Annotated in this window: 21 protein-coding genes and 3 tRNA genes; all 24 read left to right on the top strand. The window is 61.9% G+C overall.

Going from position 1 to position 22,346, the window contains the following annotated elements:
* The first annotated feature begins 102 nt into the window (after positions 1-102).
* The 24 genes from K419_RS0102410 to K419_RS0102295 all read left to right on the top strand — a co-directional run bounded on the left by K419_RS0102410 (position 103) and on the right by K419_RS0102295 (position 22,310).
* On the top strand, positions 103-990 hold the full coding sequence (locus K419_RS0102410; RefSeq protein WP_026840163.1) for a polyprenyl synthetase family protein: 888 nt from the start codon (positions 103-105) through the stop codon (positions 988-990).
* On the top strand, positions 991-2,931 hold the full coding sequence (gene dxs / locus K419_RS0102405) for a 1-deoxy-D-xylulose-5-phosphate synthase (RefSeq protein WP_026840162.1): 1,941 nt from the start codon (positions 991-993) through the stop codon (positions 2,929-2,931).
* Positions 2,928-4,166, top strand: a complete 1,239-nt coding sequence (locus tag K419_RS0102400; protein WP_026840161.1) for a peptidase MA family metallohydrolase — start codon at positions 2,928-2,930, stop codon at positions 4,164-4,166. The genes dxs and K419_RS0102400 overlap by 4 nt, the downstream gene beginning before the upstream one ends.
* Positions 4,167-4,260: 94 nt before the next feature.
* Positions 4,261-4,638, top strand: coding sequence for a holo-[acyl-carrier-protein] synthase (locus tag K419_RS0102395; protein ID WP_012529691.1), 378 nt, complete (start codon positions 4,261-4,263; stop codon positions 4,636-4,638).
* Positions 4,639-6,210, top strand: coding sequence for an NAD(P)H-hydrate dehydratase (locus K419_RS0102390; protein WP_026840160.1), 1,572 nt, complete (start codon positions 4,639-4,641; stop codon positions 6,208-6,210). It begins immediately after the preceding gene.
* 24 nt (positions 6,211-6,234) lie between these two features.
* Positions 6,235-6,684, top strand: a complete 450-nt coding sequence (locus K419_RS0102385; protein WP_026840159.1) for a CBS domain-containing protein — start codon at positions 6,235-6,237, stop codon at positions 6,682-6,684.
* 3 nt (positions 6,685-6,687) lie between these two features.
* On the top strand, positions 6,688-7,149 hold the full coding sequence (gene tsaE / locus K419_RS0102380) for a tRNA (adenosine(37)-N6)-threonylcarbamoyltransferase complex ATPase subunit type 1 TsaE (protein WP_026840158.1): 462 nt from the start codon (positions 6,688-6,690) through the stop codon (positions 7,147-7,149).
* Positions 7,150-7,427: 278 nt separating this feature from the next.
* Entirely contained in the window at positions 7,428-8,642 is a 1,215-nt protein-coding gene (locus K419_RS0102375) for an aspartate kinase (RefSeq protein WP_026840157.1), read from the top strand.
* Between the two features lie 208 nt (positions 8,643-8,850).
* Entirely contained in the window at positions 8,851-10,437 is a 1,587-nt protein-coding gene (gene cimA, locus K419_RS0102370) for a citramalate synthase (protein ID WP_026840156.1), read from the top strand.
* Positions 10,437-10,991: a ComEA family DNA-binding protein gene (locus tag K419_RS0102365; protein ID WP_026840155.1), complete on the top strand. Its 555-nt coding sequence runs from the start codon at positions 10,437-10,439 to the stop codon at positions 10,989-10,991. Before cimA ends, K419_RS0102365 begins: the two co-directional genes overlap by 1 nt.
* A gap of 153 nt (positions 10,992-11,144) precedes the next feature.
* Positions 11,145-11,300 (top strand): hypothetical protein, encoded by a 156-nt coding sequence (locus K419_RS23420; protein WP_012529698.1) that lies wholly within the window; start codon positions 11,145-11,147, stop codon positions 11,298-11,300.
* A 208-nt stretch (positions 11,301-11,508) separates the two neighbouring features.
* Positions 11,509-11,922, top strand: a complete 414-nt coding sequence (locus K419_RS0102355) for an RrF2 family transcriptional regulator (RefSeq protein WP_012529699.1) — start codon at positions 11,509-11,511, stop codon at positions 11,920-11,922.
* Between the two features lie 146 nt (positions 11,923-12,068).
* Positions 12,069-13,412, top strand: a complete 1,344-nt coding sequence (locus tag K419_RS0102350; protein WP_026840154.1) for a cytochrome ubiquinol oxidase subunit I — start codon at positions 12,069-12,071, stop codon at positions 13,410-13,412.
* A 9-nt stretch (positions 13,413-13,421) separates the two neighbouring features.
* Positions 13,422-14,450, top strand: a complete 1,029-nt coding sequence (cydB, locus tag K419_RS0102345; protein ID WP_026840153.1) for a cytochrome d ubiquinol oxidase subunit II — start codon at positions 13,422-13,424, stop codon at positions 14,448-14,450.
* A 338-nt stretch (positions 14,451-14,788) separates the two neighbouring features.
* Positions 14,789-16,096, top strand: a complete 1,308-nt coding sequence (gene tig / locus K419_RS0102340) for a trigger factor (RefSeq protein ID WP_026840152.1) — start codon at positions 14,789-14,791, stop codon at positions 16,094-16,096.
* Between the two features lie 8 nt (positions 16,097-16,104).
* The gene (gene clpP / locus K419_RS0102335; protein WP_012529703.1) at positions 16,105-16,704 is read left to right on the top strand and encodes an ATP-dependent Clp endopeptidase proteolytic subunit ClpP; all 600 of its coding nucleotides are present in this window, start codon (positions 16,105-16,107) and stop codon (positions 16,702-16,704) included.
* A complete protein-coding gene (gene clpX, locus K419_RS0102330) occupies positions 16,701-17,954 on the top strand; it encodes an ATP-dependent Clp protease ATP-binding subunit ClpX (RefSeq protein ID WP_012529704.1) in 1,254 nt (417 codons plus the stop codon). Before clpP ends, clpX begins: the two co-directional genes overlap by 4 nt.
* A gap of 14 nt (positions 17,955-17,968) precedes the next feature.
* Entirely contained in the window at positions 17,969-20,389 is a 2,421-nt protein-coding gene (lon, locus tag K419_RS0102325; RefSeq protein WP_026840151.1) for an endopeptidase La, read from the top strand.
* Positions 20,390-20,452: 63 nt separating this feature from the next.
* Positions 20,453-20,752 (top strand): HU family DNA-binding protein, encoded by a 300-nt coding sequence (locus tag K419_RS0102320; RefSeq protein WP_226373936.1) that lies wholly within the window; start codon positions 20,453-20,455, stop codon positions 20,750-20,752.
* A gap of 32 nt (positions 20,753-20,784) precedes the next feature.
* Positions 20,785-20,861, top strand: a tRNA-Asp gene (locus tag K419_RS0102315).
* Between the two features lie 12 nt (positions 20,862-20,873).
* A tRNA-Val gene (locus tag K419_RS0102310) sits at positions 20,874-20,949 on the top strand.
* A gap of 100 nt (positions 20,950-21,049) precedes the next feature.
* Positions 21,050-21,126: transfer RNA gene (locus tag K419_RS0102305), tRNA-Asp, on the top strand.
* 258 nt (positions 21,127-21,384) lie between these two features.
* The gene (locus K419_RS0102300; RefSeq protein WP_156912165.1) at positions 21,385-22,125 is read left to right on the top strand and encodes a polyprenol monophosphomannose synthase; all 741 of its coding nucleotides are present in this window, start codon (positions 21,385-21,387) and stop codon (positions 22,123-22,125) included.
* Positions 22,125-22,310, top strand: coding sequence for a hypothetical protein (locus K419_RS0102295; RefSeq protein ID WP_026840149.1), 186 nt, complete (start codon positions 22,125-22,127; stop codon positions 22,308-22,310). Before K419_RS0102300 ends, K419_RS0102295 begins: the two co-directional genes overlap by 1 nt.
* Positions 22,311-22,346 lie beyond the last annotated feature (36 nt).

The following is a 22,346-nucleotide window of genomic DNA, read 5'->3' as shown; positions in this document are numbered from 1 at the left end:
GAATGGCGAGGAGAGCGGGCAGAAACCGACGACGCGCCTGCAGCACCTTTAAAATGGTCGCGAGGCGTGACCAACGTAACTCATCGGAAAGAGAGACATGATATGGATTTGAAGCAATATTTGAAGCAGAAGTGCGAGTTGGTCGACCAGGCGCTGGAGCGCTTTCTACCCCACGGGAAGGAACTCCCGGCATCCCTGCACGGTTCCATGCGCTACTCGGTGTTCGCCGGAGGCAAAAGGGTGCGCCCGGTGCTCTTGCTTGCCGCCTGCGAGGCGGTGGGGGGGGAGCTTGAATCCGCCCTGCCGGCTGCCTGCGCCATGGAGATGATCCATACCTACTCCCTCATCCACGACGACCTCCCCGCCATGGACAACGACGACTTCCGCCGGGGGAACCCCACCAACCACAAGGTGTACGGCGAGGCGACCGCCATCCTCGCCGGCGACGCGCTCTTAACCGAGGCCTTCATCCTCCTCTCCTGCAACGGCGAAGGGATGGAGCCTGCGGCGCGCCTTCGGGTGATCCACGAGATAGCGCACGCTTCCGGCTCGCGCGGGATGGTCGGCGGGCAGATGGTCGACATGGAGAGCGAGGGAAAGCACGACATCGACATGGCTACCCTCTCCTACATCCATACCCACAAGACCGGCGCCCTGATCCGGGCTTCGGTGCGCGCCGGCGCCATCCTCGGCGGGGCGAACGAGGAGGCCTTCGACGCCCTCACCCGTTACGCCGACGCCATCGGCCTCGCATTCCAGATCGCGGACGACGTTCTCGACGTGGAAGGGACCACCGAGGAGTTGGGGAAGGACGCCGGGAGCGACCAGGCCCGCGGCAAGGCGACCTACCCGGCGCTCGTCGGGCTGGAGGCGTCCAAGCGGCGCGCCGAAGAACTGGTGCAGATCGCTTTGACCGCCCTGGAACCGTTCGACGAGCGGGCGGAACCTTTGCGGGCCATAGCTTCGTACATAGTGAAAAGGAAATCGTAGATGCCGTCCATCCTGGAAGGGATTAAAGAACCGAGGCAGTTGAAGTCGCTCTCGTTGAGTGAGCTGGAAACCCTCGCGGCCGAGCTCCGCGAGCGAATCATCGAGACCTGCGCCGCAAACGGCGGGCACCTGGCGCCGAGCCTTGGCGTGGTCGAGCTTACCATCGCCCTGCACCGCGTTTTCGATTCCCCCAAGGACAAGATCGTCTGGGACGTCGGCCACCAGGCCTACGCCCACAAGCTTTTAACCGGCAGGAACGAGCGCTTCGGCACGCTGCGGACCCTCGGGGGGATCAGCGGCTTTCCCAAGCGGGCCGAGTCCTCCCACGACTGCTTCGATGTCGGGCACTCCTCCACCTCCATCTCGGCCGGGGTGGGCTTCGCCGTGGCGCGCGACCTGAAGGGGGAGCACAACAAGGTGCTGACCGTGATCGGGGACGGCTCCATGACCGGCGGCCTGGCGCTGGAGGGGCTGAACCACGCCGGCGAGCTGAACAAGGACCTGGTGGTGATCCTGAACGACAACGAGATGTCCATCTCGGAGAACGTAGGCGCCCTCTCCAATCTCCTCTCCCGCACCATAACCAGCGAATACGTGCACCGGGCCAAGAAGGACCTGGAGGCTTTCCTGGAGGGGCTCCCCATGTTCGGCAAGTCGGTCCTGAAGATAGCCAAGAGGGCCGAGGAGTCGCTTAAGACCCTCTTCACCCCCGGCATGCTCTTCGAGGCGTTCGGCTTCGAGTACATCGGTCCCATCGACGGGCACGACATCGGCAAGCTCGTGGAGACTTTTGAGAACGTGAAGCGTTTCGACGACGCGGTGCTGATCCATGTCCTCACCAAGAAGGGAAAGGGGTTCCCCCCCGCGGAGGCGTACCCTTCTCTTTTCCACGGCGTGGGACCCTTCGACGCCCATACCGGGAAGGTGCACAAGGGCAAAGGCGGCCCCGCCTCGTACACCGGGGTCTTCGGCGAGACCCTGAAAAGGCTGGCCCAGGACAACGAGAAGATCGTCGCCATCACCGCCGCCATGCCGGACGGCACCGGGCTCACCCCGTTCGCCAGGGAGTTCCCTGAGCGGTTCTTCGACGTGGGGATCGCCGAGCAGCACGCCGTCACCTTCGCGGCGGGGCTTGCCGCGGAAGGGTTCCGTCCGGTGGTGGCGCTTTATTCCTCCTTCCTGCAGCGCGGCTTCGACCAGCTCTGCCACGACGTCTGCCTGCAGGAACTCCCGGTCGTCTTCGCCATCGACCGCGCCGGCGTGGTCGGCAACGACGGCCCGACCCACCACGGCGTGTTCGACCTCTCCTATCTGCGGCAGCTCCCCGGGCTCACCGTGATGGCGCCCAAGGACGAGAACGAACTGCAGCACATGTTCTTCACCGCCTTCTCGCTCGATGGCCCCTCGGCGGTGCGTTATCCGCGCGGCGGCGGCCTGGGCGTCCCCATGGACCAGATCCTGGAGCCGCTTCCGGTAGGGAAGGGTGAGCTGGTCAGGGAGGGGGAAGACGGCGCCATCCTGGCCGTGGGCACCATGGTGCACCCCGCCCAGCAGGCGGCAGCGGCGCTCGCCCTCGAAGGGTTGGACCTTGCCGTCATGAACGTCCGTTTCGTGAAACCCCTGGACCGCGACCTGATCCTCTCCCTCGCGGCTACCCGCTTCCTGGTCACCGCCGAAGAGAACGTGCTGCAGGGCGGTTTCGGCACCTCCATCCTGGAACTTTTGGAGGAGTGCGGCGTCACCGGAGTACGGGTTATTCGCCTGGGGTACCCCGACAGCTTCGTGGAGCAGGGGGAGCAGGCTGAGCTCAAGGCCGCCTACGGCCTCGACGCCGCCGGGATCGCCCGGAGCATCCGGAAGGCGAGGGGGCAGTCGCCGCAGGAGTTGGTCCTGGAACCGGCGGACCGGCCCGACGGCGCCGATCTGTCGTCCCCACCATGAAGAAGCTTTCCTTTCTCGCCTTTATCCTCATGCTGGCGTTCGCCGCCACGGCGGCCGCCGGGGATCCCGTCACCTATGCCGACAAGGCCCGGCAGCTGATCGAGCGCGGCGAATACGAGCAGGCGCTGGACGAGCTGAAGCGGGCCTCCTCGCTCTTTCCCTACGAGCAGTCGCTCAAGGTCAACCTGGCCCTGACCTATACCGAGATCGCCAAGCGCGACATGAACGCGGGGCGCTACGCCAAGGCGGCCCGTAGCCTTTCCGAGGCGCGGGAGCTCTTGCCGGAAAAAAGGGAGCTCACGCTCATGCGCGGCGTGGCGCTCTACCTGGACAAGGATTACCTGACGGCGGCAAGCGAATTCAAGGAAGCAGGCGACGGCGTCGATCCGCTCATCTACCTGGGGAAGATCGGCTACGACACCGGCGACCTGCAGGGGGCGCTTTCCTATTGGCGCCGCGCGCGCGAGAGGGAGCCCGACAACAAGATGCTGGCCGCCCTCATCGCCAAGGCGGAGCGGGAGCTTCCGGTGGAGTCGCGCATGGACAAGGGGTTCAGCTCCATGTTCGACCTGAGCTACGACGCGGAGCTCCCCCCGGGGCTTTCGGCCGAGGTGCTGGACGCCCTGGAGAGCGCCTACAACTCGGTGGGCGCCGATCTCGGGCTTTTCCCGACCGCGCGCATCCCGGTGCTCCTCTACACCAAGCGCGACTACAGCAGCGTGACCGCCGGCCCCGACTGGTCCGGGGGGCTCTACGACGGCAAGATCCGGCTCCCGATAGGGGGGATCATCAGGATCACCCCGCAACTGCGCGCCGTCATCTTCCACGAATTCACCCACGTGCTGATCGCGGAGATCACCCACGGCAACGTCCCCACCTGGCTCAACGAGGGGTTGGCGGAGATCGAGGGGCGCAAAGAGTTCGTCCACCCCGGCCGCAACCCGAATCTGGTCGACGCCTCGCATCAGTTGCCTCTGGTCACCCTCTCCGGCCCCTTCACCTCCATGGATGGTCAGCAGGCGGGCCTCGCCTACCAGCAGAGCTACTCCATGGTCCAGTTCATGGTGAACCGCTACGGGTGGTACGCCGTTCAGAACGTGCTCAAGAACCTGGGGGAGCGGGCCACCATGGAGAAGGCGGTGGCCAAGGCCCTTTCCGACTGGTCGCTCGACCTGCCGGGGTTGCTGCGCGAGTGGCAGCAAGCGCTGCCTGCGTCGGCCGGCAAGGCTCAGTGAGCGTTGTTGTGAGTATCAGCGTGAGCGGTTATAGTGTTAGCAGGACCGCGAGATTGATTCGATCTGACAGATCTCCCGGAAGACAGGAGCTTTTGTGATTTACGGCACGGGCGTTGACATAGTTGAGATCGCGAGGTTCGAGAAGTTCCTGCAGCAGGGGAACGACGCCCTCTTCGACAGGATCTTCACACCCTCCGAGATAGAGTACTGTTCCGCTAAGAAACATAGCGCCCAGCACTACGCGCTCCGCTTCGCGGCCAAGGAGTCCTTCCTGAAGGCGCTGGGGACCGGCCTGCGCGACGGCATCTCCTGGAAGGATATGGAAGTGGTCAACGACCAGCTGGGCAAGCCGGAGCTCAGGCTTTACCGGCGCGCCGAGGAACTCTTCCGGCAGGCGGGGCTTTGCTCCTGTTTCCTGTCGCTGTCGCACGACGCGGGATGCGCCGTCGCCATGGTGGTACTGGAGCGCTAGATGAAGGTGGTCACGGGACAGGTGATGCAGTCGATGGACAAAAGGGCCATCGGGGAGTTCGGGGTCCCGGGGCTCGCGCTCATGGAGCGCGCCGGCACCGCGTGCGCCGACGCCATCTCTGAGCGCTTCGGAGACGGCGTCGGGAAAAAGGCGGTCATCGTCGCCGGCAAAGGGAACAACGGCGGCGACGGTTTCGTCATCTCCAGGTTGCTCTCGCAGAGGGGGTGGGAGGCGCCGGTGCTGCTTTTGGCCGCGCCGGAAGCCGTGACCGGGGATGCCGCCGCCAACCTGGAGCGCCTGGACCCAGGCGTGGTTACTACGCTCCCCCATGGGCTCGCCGGGCACGAGGAACTTTTCAAAAGCGCCGCCGTCGTCGTCGACGCGCTCCTTGGCACCGGCATCAACAGCGAGGTGGGGGGGATCCACGGGGAGGCCATCGACATCGTCAACGCCTGCGGCGTTCCGGTAATCGCGGTCGACATCCCCTCAGGGATCGACGCGGGCAGCGGCCGGGTGCTCGGGCGGGCGGTGTGTGCCGAACTGACGGTCAGCTTCGCCCTGGCGAAGCTTGGCAACGTGCTTTACCCGGGAGCGGAGTTCGGCGGGCGCCTGGCGGTCGTCGATATCGGCATGCCGCAGGCTGTAATCGACGAGGCGCCCGGGTGCGAGTTCGTGGACGAAGTGAGCGCGCGGTCGATGATCCGCAAAAGGAGCCTTCTCGCCCACAAGGGGAGCAACGGGCATTGCCTCATCATCGCCGGGAGCGCCGGGAAGAGCGGTGCCGCGGCCATGGCCGCCCAAAGCGCCTTGAGGAGCGGGGCGGGGTTGGTGAGCCTTGCCGTTCCCGCGGCGCTCAACCCCGTGCTGGAATCGAAGACGACCGAGGCGATGACCATTCCCGTCGGGCGGGAGAACAAGGGGTACTTCCTGGCGGGGGCGCTCGATGAACTCTTATCGGTCGCCAAGGGGAAGGATGCGGTGGCGCTCGGCCCTGGGCTTGGGACCGCCCCCTCCACGGTTTACCTGGTGCACTCGCTCCTCGCCCTCCTGGAGGCGCCGCTTGTCATCGACGCCGACGGGCTGAACGCGGTGGCGGAGGCACCTGAGCTTCTCTTGCAACGGAGGGGGAGGGTGACGCTTTTGACGCCGCATCCCGGGGAGATGGCAAGGCTTTCCGGGCTCTCGATCCCGCAGGTCGAGGCGGACCGCATCGGCTGCGCCCGCGACTTCGCCGCACGCTTCCAGGTCTACCTCGTCCTCAAGGGGGCCCGCAGCATCGTGGCTGCGCCCGACGGCGGCGTCAGTATCAACGGCAGCGGCAACCCCGGCATGGCGACCGGGGGGATGGGGGACGTCCTGACCGGCGTCATCGCCGCCCTTTTGGGCCAGGGGTACCACCCCTTTGCCGCCGCCCGCTTAGGAACTTTCCTCCACGGCTACGCGGCGGACCTCCTGGTTGAGAAGATGGGTACGCGCGGCATGGTCGCAACCGACGTGCAGGAGGCCCTCCCCAGGGCGCTGCAGCGGCTTACCGCCGCAAACGGCGGCGCGGCCGCAACATCGATGCACTGAACTGCAATAAAAGGGAGAACCACCATGCTCAAAGCAAAAGACATAATGACCAAAGAGGTCATCACCGTGCGCCGCGACACCACCGTCAGGGACCTGGCCCAGCTTTTCGCCCAGCACCGCATCTCCACCGTCCCGGTGGTCGATGAGGGAGGGCTCCTGGTCGGCATCGTCTCGGAAAGCGACCTGATCGAGCAGGACAAGAACCTGCACATCCCCACCGTGGTCTCCATCTTCGACTGGGTCATCTACCTGGAAAGCGACAAGCGTTTCGAGAAGGAACTGCAGAAGATGACGGGGCAGACCGTCGGGGAGATCTATGCCGAAGAGGTCTTCAGCGTGGGGCCCGAGTCGCCGGTCTCGGAGGTCGCCGACATCATGACCAGCAAGCGGATTCAGGCGGTGCCGGTCGTGGAGGGACGGCGCGTGGTCGGCATCATCGGCCGCATCGACATGGTCAAGACCATGATCGGCTAGCCGATGCCGAGCGTGGAGACCAAAAGCTCCGAAGAGACGGTGGCGTTGGGGGCGAGGCTCGGCAGGCTCCTGGAGCCGGGGGATTTCGTCGCCCTCGTCGGGGAACTCGGGGCGGGGAAGACCCAGTTTGCCAAGGGGATCGCCCTGGGGCTCGAGGTGGACCCGGAGACGCCGGTGACAAGCCCCACCTACACCATCTTGAACGTCTACCAGGGGAGGATCCCGCTGTACCACTTCGACCTGTACCGCCTCCAGGGGGCGGACGAGGTGGCCGACCTCGGTTTCGAGGAGTACTTCTCCGGCGACGGGGCCTGCGTGGTCGAGTGGGCCGAGCGCCTGGAAGACGAGGTCCCCCAAGAGCTCCTCACCGTCGAGCTGAGCCACCGCGGGGAGGGGCGCTGCGTTTGCTTTCACGCCGAAGGGGCACGGCCGAATGCCGTTTTGAAAGCACTTTTCCCCTGCTGACCTCTTGCTATAAACAGCATCTTCAAACAGCGGGTTGCCCGGCCGCGTCAAAGGCCGGGCAACTTGTTTCAAGCCGCAGCCCCGCTCGTCTCATGATGCGGGGCTGTATTTTTTACCGATCCCACCTGCGAGAGGAATATTTTCCCATTCCGGTCCCTTGGCCGCTCTTACTTAAAAAAATGTTTTGACCGTGAACTCTATTCTTGCTAATAAAGGTACCTCCAAACCACCGGGGGATGCTTTCCGGGGATTAACAGTTGAGTATAAGGAGGACTGACATGGCTTTGGTGGTCCAAAAGTACGGCGGCACCTCGATGGGTTCCGTCGAACGGATTCGTAACGTCGCTAAGAGGGTGGCGAAAACCTACGATGCCGGCAACGACATGGTGGTGGTAGTCTCTGCCATGTCCGGCGAAACTAACAAGCTGGTGGCCCTTGCCAACGAAGTCTGCGAATTCCCGGACAACCGCGAATACGACGTGCTGGTTGCAGCAGGCGAGCAGGTTTCCATCGCGTTGCTGGCCATGTGCCTTAAATCCATGGGGTACAAAGCGAAATCCTACTTGGGCTTCCAGGTCCCCATCCTGACCGATAGCGCCTACGCAAAGGCGCGCATCGAGAAGATCGACGACGCCAAGATGCGCACCGATTTGAAGGAAGGGACCATCCTCATCGTCGCTGGCTTCCAGGGCGTCGACCAGTCAGGCAGCGTCACCACGCTTGGGCGCGGCGGCTCGGACACCTCGGCGGTCGCTCTCGCGGCGGCTCTGAAAGCGGACGTTTGCGAAATTTTCACCGACGTTGACGGGGTCTACACCACCGATCCCAACATCTGCAAGGACGCGAAGAAGATCGAGCGCATCTCCTACGAGGAGATGCTGGAGTTGGCCAGCCTGGGCGCCAAGGTGCTCCAGATCCGCTCCGTCGAGTTCGCCAGCAAGTACAACGTCGACGTCCATGTCCGCTCAAGCTTTAACGAAAATCTCGGAACCATGGTTACCAAGGAGGATAAAGATATGGAAGCAGTACTCGTCTCGGGTATCGCCTATGCCAAGGATGAAGTGAAAATAGCCGTGATGCAGGTTCCGGACAAGCCGGGGATCGCCGCCCAGATCCTGTCGCCGCTCTCCGATGCCAATATCTCCGTGGACATGATCGTTCAGAACGTGAGCGAGGCCGGTTCCACCGACTTCACCTTCACCGTGCCCCAGGCAGAATTCAAGAAGGCGCTGTCCATCACCCAGGAGACCGCCCAGGCGATCAATGCCAAGGAAGTCCTCTCCGACGAGAACGTGAGCAAGGTCTCCATCGTCGGCCTCGGCATGAGGAGCCACGCAGGGGTCGCGACAACCATGTTCAAGGCGCTCGCCGCAGAAGGGATCAACATCCAGATGATCTCCACCTCGGAGATCAAGATCTCCGTCGTAGTCGACGCGAAATACACCGAACTCGCCGTTAGGGTGCTGCACGACGTCTTCGGCCTGTCGAAATAACACCCGTTCAACGTTCGACGTCCGACGTCCCGGAACCTTCTGCGCAGGGGACTGGCTCCGCAAGGTGCCAGTCCCCCTGCTGCGGGATGCCTTGGGACGTCGGGCGGCATACGAATGGCGGTGACCTTTAAAATGCTGAACATCAAACGTTGAACGTAGAACGTAGAACGTTGAACGTTGAACGGTTTTTTGTGAAGGATGGGGTGATATGAGCTTGGTGAAACTGTACGATACGACGCTTAGGGACGGAACGCAGGCAGAAGACATCTCTTTCCTGGTGGAGGACAAGATCCGCATCGCCCATAAACTGGACGAGACGGGGATCGCCTATATTGAAGGAGGGTGGCCCGGGAGCAACCCCAAGGACGTCGCCTTCTTCAAGGACATCAAGAAAGAGAAGCTCTCCCAGGCGAAGATTGCCGCTTTCGGCTCCACCAGGCGCGCCAAGATCACCCCGGACAAGGATCAGAACATCCGCACCCTGGTGCAGTCCGAGGCGGATGCGGTCACCATCTTCGGCAAGAGCTGGGACTTCCAGGTCCACGAGGCGCTCAGGATCCCGCTTGAGGAGAACCTGGAGCTGATCTTCGACTCGCTGGAGTACCTGAAGGCGCGCATGCCCGAGGTGTTCTACGACGCCGAGCATTTCTTCGACGGCTACAAGGCGAATCCGGAGTACGCGATCAAGACCCTGCTGGCGGCACAGCAGGCGGGCGCCGACTGCATTATCCTCTGCGACACCAACGGCGGGACCATGCCCTTCGAGGTCGCCAGCATCGTGGCCGAGGTGCAAAAGGCGATCATCACCCCGCTCGGCATCCATACCCACAACGACAGCGAGTGCGCCGTCGCCAACTCGATAGTCGCGGTGCAAAGCGGCATCGTCCAGGTGCAGGGGACCATCAACGGCTTCGGCGAGCGCTGCGGCAACGCAAACCTTTGCTCCGTCATCCCGGCCCTCAAGGTGAAGATGAAGATGGAGTGCGTGAGCGACCAGCAGATGCGCCAGTTGCGCGACCTCTCCCGCTACGTTTACGAACTGGCGAACCTGGCGCCCGACAAGCACCAGGCCTACGTCGGCAACTCCGCCTTCGCCCATAAGGGGGGCGTGCACGTCTCCGCCATCCAGCGCCACCCCGAGACCTACGAGCACATGAGGCCGGAGCTGGTGGGAAACACCACCAGGGTGCTGGTTTCCGACCTCTCCGGGCGCGCCAACATCCTCGCCAAGGCGACCGAGTTCAACATCAACCTAGACAGCAAGGACCCGGTGACCCTGGAGATCCTGGAAGACATCAAGGCGATGGAGAACCGCGGCTATCAGTTCGAGGGGGCGGAGGCTTCCTTCGAGCTCCTGATGAAGCGCGCGCTCGGCACGCACCGCAAGTTCTTCTCCGTGATCGGCTTCAGGGTCATCGACGAGAAGCGCCACGAGGACGAGCAGCCGATCTCCGAGGCTACCATCAAGGTGAAGGTGGGGGGAAAGATCGAGCACACGGCGGCGGAAGGGTCCGGCCCGGTCAACGCGCTCGACAACGCGCTCAGGAAGGCGCTGGAGAAGTTCTATCCCAAGCTTCGGGACGTTAAGCTCCACGACTACAAGGTAAGGGTGCTCCCGGCAGGGCAGGGGACGGCCTCCTCCATCCGGGTGCTGATCGAATCCGGCGATAAGGAAGGGCGCTGGGGCACCGTCGGCGTTTCCTCCAACGTCATCGAGGCCTCCTACCAGGCCCTGATCGATGCCATTGAATTCAAGCTCCACAAGGATGAGGAGGCGGCAGTGCCGAAGCAGTGATGCCGACGAGCAGCCGACTCGCCATCTGGTGTCTCGCCCTGCTCCTCTCTGTAACGCTCTATGTGAAAGGCCGCTTTCCCGCCCCGAGGGGTGAGGAAGCGGCCTTTTTGCGTGCGCGGGGCGAAAGTGTCACGGTGCGACTGGCGGGAGGATTTCCCCGCGCCGGCGTGTATCGGTTTCCCGTCGGTACCTCGGTGCGTAGCGCCATAAAAATGACGGTTGCCGATCCGGAGCCTCTGGGAGCGCTCCCGGCAGGGGGCGCGGCGCTGCTGCAAACCGGGGACGTCCTCAACCTTAGCATTCCCGACGGAAAAAACGCCGTGATTTCAATCACAAAAATGGGAGCGCAGGAAAGGATGCTGCTGCAGGTGCCGCTGGACCCGGACCGGATGTCGGCGAAGGAATGGGCGCTCTTGCCGGGGATAGGGCCTGTGCTCTCGAAACGGATCGTGGCGGAGCGTCACGAAAATGGCGCTTTTGGCTCCCTGGATGAGGTGTTACGGGTGCCGGGGATCGGGCCGGCAAAACTGGAGGTTATCAAAAAATATTTCTAGTGGTCCGTAAATCCCTTTTTTTCCGAAGGTTACACTTTGGCAAAGCTTTCATTAGATTACAATCGATTTATAATCCTCATCTTGGCATGCATGGTGAAATATAGCTCCGCACATGAAGTCTTTTAATCAACTTTTTGTTGGGAGGTAAGGTTTATGAAATGTCCTAAATGCAAAGGTAGAATGTTTGCCGAAAAATATTACGACTTCGTCAGATCTTTCGATGCCTGGAAATGCACCTGCTGCGGAGAGGTCCTGGACCCGACCATCCTGGCCAACAGAGCGAGAAACTTCAACAGCCTGCTCGGCTGATACAACCGAATGCACACACGCCCATGAAAGGGGACCGCACAAACGGTCCCCTTTTTTCGTCGTCCCCCCGCCGCCCGTGCTCCATGACCTTGCAGGTTCGCCATCGTTTCTCCCCTGACAGCCGCCGGAAATTTTCCTGGAGTTTCCGCTTGACAGGTTCCGGATGCTCCGCTATAAAAGGGATAAATTTGGTCCTAAAGGTGTTCTTATGATGGAACTGACCCGAAAGGGTGAATACGCCATACGTGGCATCATCTACCTGGCACAGCAGCCGCCTGGCCGTGTTTCGCTGATCAGCGAGATCGCCGCAGCGGCCGAGGTCCCTCAGACCTTCCTGGCCAAGATCTTCCAGAGCTTCGCGAAGCTGGGGCTGGTTACCTCCTCGCGCGGCACCGGCGGCGGCTTCGTTCTCGCCCGCCCCGCCTCGCAGATCACGCTGCGGGAAGTGGTAGAGGCGGTGGAGGGACCGATCCTTCCCAACCGATGCCTTTTGGGAAGCGCCTGTGACAGGGGAGGCCCCTGCCGCGTTCACGGGGTCTGGAAGCAGGTGCAGACCGAGGTAGTGCGCATCCTGGACGGGGTGACCATCGACTCCCTGGCGCGCAGCCCGGAGCAGCAATAGGGGCGCGCTCGAAAAAATTTTTGTCCGCAAATCAGATAAAGAAGGTCCTGTTGATCCCGTATACGCCATAGGCTTGATCCGGTCTTAATGACAGAAGTACGGGCCCCCGGCCCCAAAACGTGCATTTTATTCAAAGGAGCGCACAGATGGATGTATTGACCTTGAGCAGGCTGCAGTTTGCCGTCACCAGCATGTTCCACTTCATTTTTGTCCCGTTGACCCTGGGGCTGTCGGTTCTCGTCGCCGCCATGGAAACCCGCTACGTGGTCACCGGCAACGAGATGTACAAGAGGATGACGAAGTTCTGGGGGAAGCTCTTCCTGATCAACTTCGCGCTGGGGGTGGTGACCGGCATCACCCTGGAGTTCCAGTTCGGCATGAACTGGGCCGAGTACTCCCGCTACGTGGGTGACATCTTCGGCGCCCCGCTCGCCATCGAGGCCACGGTTGCCTTCTTTCTGGAGTCCGTGTTCATCGGCGTCTGGGCCTTCGGCTGGAACAAGGTGGGAAAGAAGATGCATGCGGCCTCGATCTGGATCGTCGCGCTGGCGACCAACCTCTCTGGGCTTTGGATCCTGCTGGCCAATGGCTGGATGCAGCACCCGGTGGGGTACGTGCTCAGAAACGGCCGCGCCGAGATGGTCGACTTCATGGCGCTCATCACCAACCCGTTCGGCCTTTTGAAATTCGGGCACCAGATCGTTTCCGGCTACACGGTGGGGGCCTTCTTCGTGATGGGGGTGTCGGCCTGGCACCTGCTCAGGGGGCGCAACCGCGATTTCTTCAAGGCGTCTTTCGGCATGGGTGCCGTCTTCGCCCTTGCCTCCACGCTGATGGTAGCCGTCATCGGGGATTTCCACGCGGTCGACGTCGCCAAGACCCAGCCCGCCAAGTTCGCGGCCATGGAATCCATCTGGGACAGCTGCCGCAACGCCCCCATGCACCTGATCGCGTTTCCAGACGAGAAGAACCAGTGCAACCTCGTCTCCGCCTTCCCGGTTCCGGGTATGCTGAGCCTTCTGGCCTATCATGACCTGAACGCCGAGGTGCGGGGGCTGAATTCCTTCCCGAAGGCGGACCGCCCGCCGGTGCTCCCGGTCTTTCTGAGCTTCCGCGCCATGGTAGGGCTTGGGACGCTCTTCATCGTCCTCGCCGCCGTCTCCATCTTTTTCCACCGCAGGAACCTTTTGGAGAAATACCCCTGGTTCCTGCGCGCGATGGTCCTCTGCATCCCGCTCCCTTACATCGCCAACCAACTGGGGTGGGTGGTGTCCGAGGTGGGGAGGCAGCCCTGGATCGTCTATGGTCTCATGAGGACCTCGGACGCGGTGTCGAAGAGCATCGACCTGTCTCAGGTGATCGGTTCGCTGCTCGGCTTCACCCTCCTTTACGGGCTTTTGGGCTTTGTCGATATCTACCTTCTGGCGAAGTTCGCCCGCAAGGGGCCGGAAGAAACGAGCATTGGCGCCACCGGCGCATTCGGAAAATAGGGGGAGCAAATGGATCTGCATATCGTTTGGTTTGTGCTTTGGGGTGTTCTGTGGGGGGTCTATTTCATGCTGGACGGTTTCGTGCTGGGAGGGGGCATGCTGCACCGCGTGCTCGGCAGAGACGATACCGACCGGCGCGTCCTCATCAACAGCTACGGCCCCGTATGGGACGGTAACGAGGTCTGGCTGGTGACCGCCGGGGGCGCCACCTTTGCCGCCTTCCCGACCACCTATGCGCTGATGTTCAGCTACCTGTACACCCCGTTATTGCTGCTTCTTTTCGCGCTCATCGTGCGCGGGGTCTCCTTCGAGTTCCGCGGCAAGGAAGACGGCGCCCTCTGGAAGGGGTGCTGGGACTGGGCCATCGTCGTCTCAAGCTTTATCCCGGCGCTTTTGTTCGGGGTGGCCTTCGGCAACATCTTCGCCGGTCTCCCCATGGACGAGGCGGGCTACCATGGCTCTCTCATCTACTTGTTGAACCCTTATGGCGTGGTGAGCGGCCTTCTCTTCGTACTGCTCTTTCTGGAGCACGGCGCGCTCTATGCGGCCCTGAAGAGCACCGGCGCCCTGAGCCGTCGCGCCGAAGAGACGGCGAAGGCGCTCTGGATACCGCTTCTGGTGGTGGCGGTTGGCTTTCTGGGCTACAGCAATTTCGCAACGCGGCTTTACGACAACTACCTCGCCGCCCCCGTCTTCGCCGTGGTGCCGCTCCTGGCCGTGGCAGCGCTCTTAGCCGTCCGGCTGTTCCTTGCCAAGGGGAACACCCTGGCGGCTTTCGCGGCATCCTGCGCCACCATCCTGGGCGTGGTTTTCACCGGCGTCATCGGGCTCTTTCCGAACCTGATCCCCTCGAACCTCGACGCGCTTTACAGCCTCACTATATACAACAGCTCCTCCTCCGATTACACGCTGCGGATCATGACCGTGGTCGCCTTCGTCTTCGTGCCGATCGTGATCGCCTACAAGGTCTGGGTCTACCGGCTCTTCCGGGGTCGGGTCAGCGCCGAGACCCTGGCCGGGGACCACGAGGCCTACTAGTTTTTAAAAGCGCCAGCCGCGCCTCCGGCTCTGTCCGGGGGCGCGGCGAAGCCTTTCGCGCCTTCTAGTTGCGACGGGCTCTCCCCCCCGTGCGGCAGGTTAAATCGTTGATAGAACAAATCTAATTCTGTGTTGACAAATTCCCTCCCCCTTTGGTACCTTACGCTCTTGTTGCGTGCGCCAAACCGACGAGCGCCGCTTCCTGGCCTCTTACGGGAGGCAGCTTCCCCAGCGGATGCCCCGACGACCCGTCATCAGAATTCCCGCCCAGACCCCGTGCCATCAGGCATTACGGCAGAGAGCCTGCCCTATAATGTGAACAAAAGAGAGGAATTTTCATGCAGATCAGTGTTGAATCGGTCAACAGCATCAAGAAGAAGTTGAACTTCGAAATCCCGGCAGACAAAGTTTCTGCTGAAGTTGACAAAGCTTATGCCGAAATAAGAAAGCATGCCGCCATAAAGGGGTTCCGGAAGGGCAAGGTCCCGATGAGCCTGATCGAGAAGCACTACGGCGAGAAGATGGCCGACGACGTGGTGAAAAACCTGGTCCAGGAAACCTACTTCAGCGCGGTGAGCGAGCAGAAGCTGAACCCGGTCGGGTACCCGGTGATCGAGAGCGACCCGCTGAAAAAGGGCGAAGCGTTCAAATATTCCGCCACCGTCGAGGTCTTCCCGGAAGTCGAGGTGAAGGATTACACCGCCCTCGAAGTGGTCAAAGAGAAGCTTGAGATCGACGATTCCGTCGTAGCCGCGCGCCTGAAGGAGATGCAGGAGCGCATGTCCCAGCTTGGTCCGGCACCCGAAGGGCATGCAGCGGCCATGGGCGACTTCGTCACCTTCGACTTCAAAGGCTCCATGGAAGGCGTCTATTTCGAGGGGGGCTCCGCCGAGGACTTCCAGCTCGAACTCGGCTCCGGGCGTTTCATCCCCGGCTTCGAGGAGCAGATGGTCGGCATGACCGTCGGGACCAACAGCACCATCAAGGTCAACTTCCCGGAAGGGTACGGCAACGCCGACTTGGCCGGCAAGCCTGCCGACTTCGAGGTCTCCGTCAAGGAGATCAAGGTGAAGGAGCTTCCGGAGCTGAACGACGACTTCGCCAGGGAGTTCGGCGAGGAGTTCGAGACCCTGGACCTCCTGAAGGCCAAGCTCGCCGAGATGAACGAGGCCCAGGAAGTCAGCCGCATCAACGCCGAACTGCGCGACCGCCTCATCAAGGCCCTGATCGAGAAGAACGAGCTCGAGGTTCCCGAGGCGCTGGTGGACCGCCAGGCGCAGATGATGCTGGAGAGCACCAAGCAGAGGCTCGCCTCCCAGAGGCTTTCCCTGGAGATGATGGGGATGACCGACGACAGCTACAAGGCGCAGTTCCGCGATAACGCCCGTGAGCAGGTGAAAGGTTCGCTGCTTCTGGACGCGGTCGCCGAGAAGGAAAAGATCGAGCCGACCGAAGAGGAGTTCGAGGCGCAGCTCTCCGTGATCGCCGAGCAGACCAGGCAGGACCTGGAGAAGGTGACGCAGCTGTACAAGACCAACGAGCGGGCCAAGGACAACCTGATGGCCCAGATGAGGGAAGACAAGGCGGTGCAGTTCATCCTTGACCGCGCCAAGGTGACCGAAGTCCCCAAGGCGGAAATTAAATAGGAGTGTCCATGCTTGTACCGATAGTAGTGGAGCAGACCGGCCGGGGCGAGAGGTCGTACGACATCTACTCGCGCCTGCTGAAGGACAGGATCATCTTCCTGGGCGGCGGCATCGACGATAACGTCGCGAACCTGGTGATAGCGCAGCTCCTCTTCCTCGAGGCCGAGGACCCGGACAAGGATATCCACCTCTACATCAACTCCCCCGGCGGCGTGGTTACCGCCGGCATGGCCATCTACGACACCATGCGCTACATCAAGGCGCCGGTCTCCACCATCTGCGTCGGGCAGGCCGCCTCCATGGGCGCGTTCCTTCTGTCCGGCGGCGAGAAGGGGAAACGGTACTCGCTGGTCAACTCGCGCATCATGATCCACCAGCCCCTGGGCGGTTTCCAGGGGCAGGCGACGGACATCCATATCCACGCCAAAGAGATCCTGCGCATGAAGGATCAACTGAACGCGCTTTTGGCCGAGCATACCGGCCAGAGCGTGGAAAAGGTAGCGGCCGATACCGAGCGCGACTACTTCATGTCGGGCGAAGAGGCCAAGAATTACGGCATCATAGATGCCATTGTGACTAGAAACGTCGTCACCGGAGGTGCCAATTGAGCAGAAGAGATGACCGTTCCGACACGCTGATCTGTTCCTTTTGCGGGAAGAGCCAGGAAGAGGTAAAGAAGTTGATTGCGGGGCCTACGGTCTACATCTGCGACGAGTGCATCGAGCTTTGCAACGACATCATCGCGGAGGAGTCCAAGCTGGAGGATGCCACCGCAACCGATGTGAGGAAACTTCCCAAGCCGCAGGAGATCAAGGAAGTCCTCGATGAGTACGTGATCGGCCAGTCCAGGGCGAAGAAGGTCCTGGCCGTCGCCGTGTACAACCATTACAAGAGGGTCGAGGCCGCGGTCAAGCCGGGCGACGTCGAGATGCAGAAGAGCAACATCCTGCTTCTGGGCCCCACCGGCAGCGGCAAAACGCTCCTGGCGCAGACCCTGGCCCGCATCCTCAAGGTGCCTTTCGCCATGGCGGACGCCACCAACTTGACCGAGGCGGGTTACGTCGGCGAGGACGTGGAAAACATCATCCTGACCCTTTTGCAGGCGTCCGACTACGACGTGGAGAAGGCGCAGAAGGGGATCATCTACATCGACGAGATCGACAAGATCGCCAGGAAGTCCGACTCCCCCTCCATCACCCGCGACGTGTCGGGCGAGGGGGTGCAGCAGGCCCTTTTGAAGATCATCGAAGGGACCGTGGCGAGCGTACCCCCCAAGGGTGGCCGCAAGCACCCGCAGCAGGAGTTCCTCAAGGTGGACACCACCAACATCCTGTTCATCTGCGGCGGGGCCTTCCCCGGGTTGGACAGCATCATCCAGCAGAGGATCGGGGTCAAGACGCTCGGCTTCGGCGCGGACGTCAAGAAGAAGGTGGAGAAGAAGGCGGGCGAACTGCTGGCCGGGGTGACCCCTGAGGATCTCCTCAAGTTCGGCTTCATCCCCGAGTTCGTGGGGCGCCTTCCCATGCTCGCCTCGCTCTCCGAGCTCGACGAGGAGGCGATGGTGCAGATCCTCAAGGAGCCGAAGAACGCGCTGATCAAGCAGTACCAGAAGCTCTTCGATATGGAGCACGTGAAGCTGAAGTTCACCGACGGCTCCCTGGTCGCCATAGCCCGCGAGGCGCTGAAGAGAAAGACCGGCGCCCGCGGCCTGCGCTCCATCCTCGAAAACGCCATGCTGGACATCATGTACGAGATCCCTTCCCAGAGCATGGTGAAGGAAGTGGTCATCAACGAAGAGGTGATCTACAGCAAGGAAAAGCCGATCATCGTCTACGAGAACGTGGCGGAAAGCGCCTGAGCATACAGGAAAACATGACTGAAAAAGCGAGAACCAGAGGTAAAAGGAGGGGGAATCCGGAAAGATTCCCTCTCTTTCCATTAAGGGACATAGTTATCTTCCCGCACATGGTGATTCCCCTCTTCGTCGGGAGGGAGAAGTCGGTGCTCGCCCTGGAGGCGGCCATGGCGCAAAACGACAAGCTGATCCTTTTGGCCACGCAGAAAAATGCCAAGACCGAGGACCCCGAGCCTGGCGACATCTACACGGTCGGGACCCTTTGCCAGGTGATCCAGCTACTGAAGCTCCCCGACGGGACCGTGAAGGTGCTGGTGGAAGGGAAGCGGCGCGGCTCCATCGCCTCCTTCTCCGACAACAGCGAATACTTCGAGGTCGAGGTCGAGGTGCTCGAGGAGCAAAACGGCAACGACAGCGAGAACGAGGCGCTCAAGCGCGGGGTGCTCGCCTCCTTCGAAAGCTACGTCGAGCTGAACAGCTCGGTCCCGTCCGAGATCCTGCAGTCGGTGCAGGCGATCGCGGACCCCTCCCGCCTGGCCGACTCCATCGCCCCGCACCTGAACCTTAAGGTGGCGCAAAAGCAGGAGCTTCTGGCCGCGGTGCAGCCCGCACGCCGCATGGAGCGGCTCTTGTCGCTCATGGGGGCGGAGATCGAGATCCTGCAGATCGAGAAGAAGATCCATGCCCGGGTCAAGAAGCAGATGGAGAAGACCCAGAAGGATTACTACCTGAACGAGCAGATCAGGGCGATCCAGAAGGAGCTGGGGGGCAAAGACGAGTTCAAGCAGGAGCTGCGCGCCCTTGAGGCGAAGGCGGCCAAGCTGCCGCTGTCGCCCGAGGCCAAGCAGAAGGTGCAAAGCGAGATCAAGAAGCTTAAGTTCATGTCTCCCATGTCGGCCGAGGCCTCGGTGGTGCGCAACTACGTGGAGTGGCTCCTCGCGCTTCCCTGGGGCGCCTACGCCGAGGAAAACCGTGAGTTGAAGGTGGCCCGGGAGCGGCTGGACGCCGACCATTACGGCCTGGAGAAGGTGAAGCTCAGGATCCTCGAATTCCTGGCGGTGAGCGCGCTCGCCCCGGGGATGAAGGGCCCCATCCTCTGCCTGGTGGGCCCTCCCGGGGTCGGCAAGACCTCGCTCGCCCGCTCGGTCGCGAAAGCCACCGGCCGCGACTTCGTGAAGATCTCGCTGGGCGGGGTGCGCGACGAGGCGGAGATCAGGGGGCACCGGCGCACCTACGTAGGCGCCATGCCCGGCCGGATCATCCAGTCGCTCAAGAAGTGCGGCTCCTCTAACCCGGTCTTTCTTTTGGACGAGATCGACAAGATGAGCTCCGACTTCCGCGGCGATCCCGCCTCGGCGCTTCTGGAAGTGCTCGACCCGGAGCAGAACAACTGCTTCAACGACCATTTTCTCGACCTCGACTACGACCTCTCGCAGGTGATGTTCATCACCACCGCCAACTCGAGCCACACCATACCGAGGCCGCTTCTGGACCGCATGGAGGTGGTGCGGCTGGACGGCTACACCGAGCACGAAAAGCTCGCCATCGCGCGCGAGTACCTGGTCCCCAAGCAGGCGGCGGGGAACGGGCTCGCAGGGAAGGGGATCGGCTTCACCGATGCGGCCGTCCTGGAGCTGGTCCGCCGCTACACCCGCGAGGCAGGCGTCCGGAACCTGGAGCGTGAGATCGGCGCCGTCTGCCGCAAGATCGCCTTCGCCGTCGCCGGTGGCGGCAAGCTGCGTCGCAGCGTGCAGCCGCGCCAGATAGCCGGCTTCCTGGGTGCGCCGCGCTTCAAGTACGGAGAGGCGGGGCTGGAAGACGCGGTGGGGCTCGTGACCGGTCTCGCCTGGACCGAGGTGGGGGGAGAACTCCTGAACATCGAGGTGGTGTCGCTGCCGGGCAAGGGGAAGCTGACCGTGACCGGCAAGCTCGGCGAGGTGATGCAGGAATCGGCGCAGGCCGCCATGACCTACGTCCGTTCCCGCGGCGAGCTTCTGGGGTTCGCCAAGGACTTCTACCAGCATCTGGACATCCACATCCACGTCCCGGAGGGGGCCATACCGAAGGACGGTCCCTCGGCCGGGATAGCCATGGCCTGCGCGCTCGCCTCGGCGCTCACCAGGAGGCCGGTGAGACGCGATATCGCCATGACCGGCGAGGTGACCCTGCGCGGCACGGTGCTCCCCATCGGCGGCCTCAAGGAGAAGCTCCTGGCGGCAGGGCGGGGGGGTATCCGCACCGTGCTGATCCCCAAGGAGAACGAGAAGGACCTGGCCGAGATCCCCAAGGAGATCCGCGCCGGCATCACGGTGCACCCGGTGGCCCACATGGACGAGGTGCTGGGGTACGCGCTCCTCGCGCCGGTAGGGCTTGCTCCGGCGGCGATCTACGGTGATGCTGCCGTCGCCGCGACCGAAAATTCAGTTGTGCCACATTAGAAAAAAAGCCGCAGAAAAAAGGTTGACAGTCGCGACGGCGCTCTGGTATAAGATGTCTTCACTTTGCGATGCAAACCGGGAGGATCAATGAATAAGGCAGAGCTGGTAAGCGCCATAGCAGAAGAAGCCCAGTTAACCAAGGTTGATGCTGAGAAGTCCCTCATGGGAATTTTGGACGCACTGACCAACTGCCTCGCCACCGGCGATAAGGTGACCCTGGTAGGTTTCGGTACCTTCAGCGTCGCCGAGCGCGCCGCCAGGACCGGCCAGAATCCGCAAACCGGCAAGAAGATCGAGATTGCCGCTTCGTCTGCGCCGAAGTTCAAGCCGGGCAACACCTTGAAGGACCTGGTAAACAGCTAACGCTGTTTTTTTGCCGGAAACGCTGTACATGCGGGGTTGTAGCTCAGTTGGTTAGAGTGCCAGCCTGTCACGCTGGAAGTCGCGGGTTCGAGCCCCGTCAACCCCGCCATACATATTCAATGGGTGAATAGCTCAGCTGGGAGAGCGCCAGCCTTACAAGCTGGATGTCGGGGGTTCGATCCCCTCTTCACCCACCAAAAGAATCCGTTCAAGGTTCAACGTTCAACGTTGGAACCATGGACCCAGGAACAAGGCGGTTAACGTCGAACTTCGCACGTTGAACCGTCTTCGAGTCTTGGGGTTGTAGCTCAGTCGGTTAGAGTGCCAGCCTGTCACGCTGGAAGTCGCGGGTTCGAGCCCCGTCAACCCCGCCATTAAAAGGGAAGTTCGCCTAACGCGATCTTCCCTTTTTCTTTGCGATCGGCAGTTGTGCCAGTCGCACCTGCCTTCTGTGCCGTGCGCTTCCTTCGGAAAGCATCTGTCTTGCCACCCCGTTGCCTTGCCCCCCTTTGTCTTGACTTGGTAAAGGCAAATCGTTTATCCTCTGCGAGGTCCTTTCCAGGCGCAGCGCGCGGTGGCGGGATCTTTCCGGTCTTTTTCCGTCTATTTTAGGAATAGAAAGCGAGTCCCTCTTGAAACCCATCAAACCGATCGTGGTGATACCCACCTACAACGAAAGGGACAACCTGGAGATGTTGGCCAGGCAGATACTTTCCCTCGACCCTGCCCTTCAACTGCTGGTCGTGGACGATAATTCCCCGGACGGCACAGGGGACGTGGCCGAGGCGCTGGCGGCGGAAACCGGCCGGGTGACGGTGCTGCACCGGAAAGGAAAACTGGGGCTTGGATCCGCCTACCGTGAAGGGTTCGCCCGCGCTCTGGCGCTCGGGGCGGATGTGGTGGTACAGATGGATGCCGATTTCTCCCATGATCCCGCGGTGATACCCTATTTTTTCGCTGAGATGAAGCAGTCCGACCTGGTCATCGGCTCCAGGTACCTGAACGGGGTAAGCGTGGTGAACTGGCCGCTGCGCCGCCTCATGCTGAGCTACTTCGCCAGCGTCTACACGCGCGTCATCACCGGCCTTACTATTTCAGACTGCACCAGCGGCTTCAAATGCTTCCGAGCCGAGACGCTGAAGGCCGTCGATCTCACCAAGATCTGCTCGGACGGCTATTCCTTCCAGATCGAAATGAACTACCGCTGCAAGGAAAAGGGGCTGCGAATCAGCGAGGTCCCCATCATCTTCATCGACCGGCATGCCGGCACCTCGAAGATGTCCAAGAGGATCGTGCGCGAGGCGGTGGTCATGGTATGGAAGCTGAAGTTCGGCTCGCTGCTGCGGTGCCTTTTGCCCAAGGAGAGGGTGTGATGTCCGATACGCTTTGGTCCATAATCTGCCTCGCCGGGCTCTGGGGCTTCGTCGCCTGCACTATTTTGCTGATCCTCAAGGCCTTTCCTGCCCGGGACAGCTTCGACCGCTCCGCCGCCCTCAAATGGGGTGCGGGCGTGCTCGTCTGTTTCGTCGCGTGGGCCGTTGGCATGACTCAGGCCTGATCGCCTCTGTAGGCAGAATTGGTTTTCTTTTAAGGT

Source organism: Citrifermentans bremense R1, from assembly GCF_000426865.1.
In the GTDB taxonomy this organism is placed as follows: Bacteria; Desulfobacterota; Desulfuromonadia; order Geobacterales; family Geobacteraceae; genus Geomonas; species Geomonas bremensis.
Note: the sequence above shows the minus strand (reverse complement) of the source record. Positions and strands in the feature narration are given on the sequence as shown.